Here is a 4696-nt window from a genome sequence, read left to right as displayed (position 1 = left end):
CAGGTTGCCGCCGCTGCTGACCGAGGTCCGGTCCAGCCCGCCTGCATGGCTCTCTTTGTTGCCCTGCGCACTGTTCTGCGCGTTACCGGCGCTGTTCAGGTTCAGATCGTTGCCCGCCGCCAGCGCCGCATTCCCGCCCGCATTGAGGTTACTGGCGGTGACGCTGAGATCGTGACCGGCGCTGACCACCAGGTTTTTACCGGCGGCGATCTGGCTGGCGCTGTTGCTCACCGTGCTGTCGCTGGCGTTCTGCACGCCACGGATACCCGACCGCGCCTCGCCTGAGGTCAGCTGATTGCTGCTCACCGCGATATCGTGCCAGGCATCCATCAGCAAATCACTCCCGGCGCTGAGGCTGGCCCCCTTGACGCTGATGTCATTGCCTGCTTTCAGACTGAGGCTGTCCAGCGCGGCAATCGAGGCGGTCTGCCCGACCAGCGTCTGCGTCGCCGAAACGGTGCCCCCTTTTGCTGAACCGCCACTGAGCTGCCACTGACGGGTGGCCGTGGTGTTACTGATATCGCCGTTCAGGCTCTCCAGCGCGACTTTTGCCCCGCTGATGGTGGCGCTGACGTTGTTGATGTTATTCAGCGCACTCAGTTGCAGGTCGCCACCGGCATTAAGCAGTCCGGCATTGAGATTGCTGATGCTGTTATCGCTGTTGATGCTCAGACCGTCTCTGGCCGTGACGGTGCTGCCGCTGTTGGTGAGGTTACCGGCAGCAAGGCTGACGTTGTTGCCGGCAATCACGCTGCCATCACGCATCGCCACGTCTTTGGGTGACAGGTAGACCTTCGGCACCATCACCGTTTCACCATTTACCGTGGTGGCTTCCCACCAGATTCAGATAGCGGCTGCCGGTCTGATTCAGCACCACATTGCTGACATAGCGGGTATCAAAGGCCGCATCCTCCAGAAAGCGATAGTCCTGCTCCGGCTTCAGGTTAAGCCTGTCAAGCAGATAAGACGATCCGAGGAAGGTATTGACATCGGTGTACTGCTGACGGCTTTCCTGCGGGGCCGTGCCGGGCTGTTTGCCCAGCCAGAGGTAGTTAATTATGGCTGCGCAACATCATAAGTCAGAACACGTTTCCACCAAAGCCCGTCGTTATACCGTGGGGTATATCCGGGATCACATTAAGCACCAGCCGTCACCGTCGATCACGCTCAGGGGCCACTGGATGGGGATTTGGGGTTTGATACCGGGAAGAAGGTTGAGGTGATTTGTGAGCAGGGCGAGTTGATCATCCGGCTGGCTGAGGAGTAAGCGGCGGGTAAAAGGATCCCGGCTCGATGGCCGGGATTGGTAGGTTTATTCGGACGCTTTGCGATCTTTTCTTTCCTTTAACTTGATTTTTATCCAGATCCCGACGCCTAAAATAAGGCCACCGACATATCCAGACTCAAAGAAAGATGCAAAAGCTCTTTCCCAACTGAAGGGGAAAAAACCTTTTTTAAAATAAATAATTGAGGATGCAAGAAGTTCAGATATAACATTTGCAATTAAAAATAAAATCAGACAACTCAATATCAATTTGATTAAGATAAAAAGGTTATTTTTTAGCATTAGCTTTATCGTTTTCATCGAGGTTATCTTTTACGGTATTTCCTGTTTTTTCGCTGATGTAGCCACCGAGAATCGCGCCTGTTAAATCAGAGATGGCATCCTTTCCAAGTTTCGAGGTAGCTCCTTTTATTATTTCACCACCGATACCGCCGACAACAGTACCCGCAGCCGCTCCAGCCATAGAGTTAACCGGATTCTCTCCTTTAACCCCACTGCTAACCGCTGCGCCACCCATATTAATGGGAGCTGAAGCAATAATACCTTTTCCGGTTGTAGCAGCAGACGTGATTCCGGCCATAATAACGTCCACATAACTGAATGGATCTTTTCCGGCAAGCTGGACGCCAGCATTCACACCCACACCGATTGCTGCATTAGCAGCCATACCTTTCACTGTAAGGCCCAGTACACTTCCACCAAATATCAGCGGCGCATCACCAATGCTGGCATTCGACTTGTGATAGCCCCAGGTATTAATTATCGACTGAGCTTTCCTCATCGCCTCCGAGTCCGGATTACGTTTGATATAATCCTGGCCTGACAGAAGTCCTTTAACCAGCTCCTGCGGCACTGCCGGACCATACTCTTTCTCCATTTCGGCGGCGTAAATCCGCAGATAACCAGCCAGTTCAGCGCGTTCTGTGCTGCTCATCTGTGAAGGGTCTTTGGTGAACTTGCTGACCAGTGCGTCACTCCGCTTATCAGCATTTTCCAGCGTTATCAGTTCATTTGCAGCAGCCAGTGATTTATCTCCTTGCTTTATCTTCTCAACGGCTTTGTCGAGTTTGTCAGAATCGGTATTGCTGAGGAAGTTATTCTCAACCGCATTCTTACCGGCCTGCGCGCCCGCAACCGCACCCGCCGTGCTGTCACCTGCCACACCGCCCGCCAGACCCGCCGCCAGCGTGCCCAGTGCGCTGATGGTCTGTTTCTCCGTTTCCGTCAGCTCGCTGACCTTTTTGCCCGGATACAGCTGTTCCATTACCAGCTTCGCCATCAGTTCGCCACTGACCGCTCCGGCGGCTCCTGCCAGTGCACTGTTCCCTGATGCCTGGGCCACTACCGCACCAACCACCGCATGAGCCATTGCCTGTGCTTCCGGGTTGCCTTCGGTCAGCTTGTGGATCTGCTCGGCCAGATAGGGCGATGCTGCACCACTGATGGCCTGGCCGATATTTCCACCCGCCAGACCCTGGATCGCCGCCGTCGCCGCCTGGATACCCTGCTGAACAGCACTGCCGGTTCCCCAGTTCAGCATTTCATTTTTGTATGTCGGGGTGGCGCGCAGCTTAGCCAGATAGTTTTCACGATCCTTTTCTGACGCATTCGCGTCCGGGACTTTAATATTTTTGTTATCAGCCTTCGCTTTCTCAAGGCCGTTGATATCGCCCTGCGTCCGCGCGATATCCCCTGCCTGCGCCCCCACCTCACCGATCAACTGGGCCATTTGCAGCCGCTGCTGCTCTTTCTCTTTGTTAAAGATCGGGCTGATGCTGTCGTTCGCACCCGCCGCGTCGCGACTCAGCGTCGCCACGTCCTGCTGCTGACTGGCCCCGTCGCGCACCACTATCGTGCCGGCCGATACCGCCGACTGCGTCGTGCCCTCCGCATGTCCCTGCCGCCCGCGCCCGCCAGCAGCGTGTTTGCCATGTTACCGGCAAACTGGCCGCCCATCGACGCGCCGCTGCTGACCCCGATCCCCTGGTGCGCCGTTTTGTAATCCGCTTCGTTGCGATGTCGCTGAAGCCCAGCGTGCCGGTGTCGAGTGTATTCTTCTCCGCGTCCGCCGTCGAGGCGATCACCCCGCCGTTCAGCTGCGTGTGGTTGCCCACCGTCACGTCAAACCCGCCGTTTCCGGCATACAGCCCGCTCTGCTCCTGCACGCTGTCATAGCTGCTGTGCATCCTGTCCCGGCTGGCGTTGACGTAGCCCGAACCGGTCATGGTGCCAAAGGTGAAGCTGCCCCCCGCCCCGAAGCTGCTCTGCGTTGAGTCGTATTTATCGCTGTCCTGCTGGCTGCTGATGCTCAGGTCACGACCCACCTCCGCCACCACCCGGTTGCCGCTGACCTGCGCCCCGCTCAGCGTGGTGTCGCGACCGCTGCTCAGCGACACCGTCCCGCCGCTGTCCACCGTCGTTTCGCTCCACGCCGTGCCGTTGCCCGTCTCGTGGCCCGACGCCCCGTTGACGCTGGCGAAAATGCTCAGCCCATGCTGCCCTTCCCGGCACCAAAGCTCAGGCCCACGCCGCCGCCGCTGCTGCTGTTGCTGCCGGTGGTCTGCTGCGTGTTGGCCGCCCCGCTCAGCGTGATGTCCTTCGCCGCCTGAAGCGAGGTGTCCCCCGCCGCCTTCAGCCGGCCGCCCGCTATCAGCAGGTTGCCGCTCTCCGGCCCGTTCCCTTTGCCGGTGGCGGTGATGCTCAGGTCTTTGCCCGCGTTCAGCGTTGAGCCGCTGACGGTGTCGCTGCGCTGCTGCTGCTGTGATTTGGACTGCTGCGTCGTCAGCGAGATGCTCACGCCAATGCCGTTGTTCGGATCGGCCTTAATCTGCGCTATCTGGCCCGCCTGCTCTGCCTGCACCCCGGAGAGCACCGCCTTCGTCGCCTGCAACGCCGCCAGCCGGCCGTCGCTCTCCTGCTTCGCCGACTGCGCCGCCGCCACCGCCTGGTTCACCGCCTCGCCCACCGCGCCGGACAGCGCCAGGGTCAGCCCGCTGGTGCGCTGTTCGGTGCGCTGTTCATGGCTGCGCAGGTCGTGACCCGGCGTGATCGCCACGCTGTCGCCCTGCAACGCCATGCTGCCCCCCGCCACCAGGTCGGATCCGCTCACCTGTAGCTGCTTACCGGCGCTGATCGACAGGTTGCCGCCGGTGCTGCCCACCGTGCTGGCGCTCTGGCTCTGCGTGGTGCCTTTGTCGCGCATTTCTGACAGCGATTTACTGCTGCCGATGCTGATGCCGATACCGCCGGTACCCATCAGCCCGCTCTTTCGCGTTTCCGAAAAACGCCAGCTGGAATCGGTGTTGGTCGCCGCCGCAATCGCCAGGTTATTCCCGGCGGCAAGCGCCACCTGCCCGTCGCCCACCACCTGTGAGCCGCTGACCAGCAGGTCACTGCCCGCCCTGACCGACA

General features: G+C 59.2%; 2 protein-coding genes and 2 pseudogenes. 1 reads left to right on the top strand and 3 read right to left on the bottom strand.

Annotation, left to right across the window (positions count from 1 at the left end):
* Positions 1-1042: pseudogene (locus BG55_RS17815) on the bottom strand (hemagglutinin repeat-containing protein); the annotation flags it as partial.
* 16 nt (positions 1043-1058) lie between these two features.
* Between BG55_RS17815 and BG55_RS22095 the strand changes: the two are divergent.
* On the top strand, positions 1059-1223 hold the full coding sequence (locus BG55_RS22095) for a SymE family type I addiction module toxin (protein WP_235192794.1): 165 nt from the start codon (positions 1059-1061) through the stop codon (positions 1221-1223).
* 330 nt (positions 1224-1553) lie between these two features.
* Here BG55_RS22095 and BG55_RS23065 read toward each other — a convergent pair whose 3' ends face one another.
* A complete protein-coding gene (locus BG55_RS23065) occupies positions 1554-3134 on the bottom strand; it encodes a VENN motif pre-toxin domain-containing protein (RefSeq protein WP_235192793.1) in 1581 nt (526 codons plus the stop codon).
* Positions 3043-4634: pseudogene (locus BG55_RS23350) on the bottom strand (hemagglutinin repeat-containing protein). Before BG55_RS23350 ends, BG55_RS23065 begins: the two are co-directional and overlap by 92 nt.
* Positions 4635-4696: the final 62 nt, after the last annotated feature.

Origin of the sequence: Erwinia mallotivora, assembly GCF_000590885.1 — a bacterium.
In the GTDB taxonomy this organism is placed as follows: Bacteria; Pseudomonadota; Gammaproteobacteria; order Enterobacterales; family Enterobacteriaceae; genus Erwinia; species Erwinia mallotivora.
This window is presented reverse-complemented; position numbering and strand designations above follow the sequence as displayed.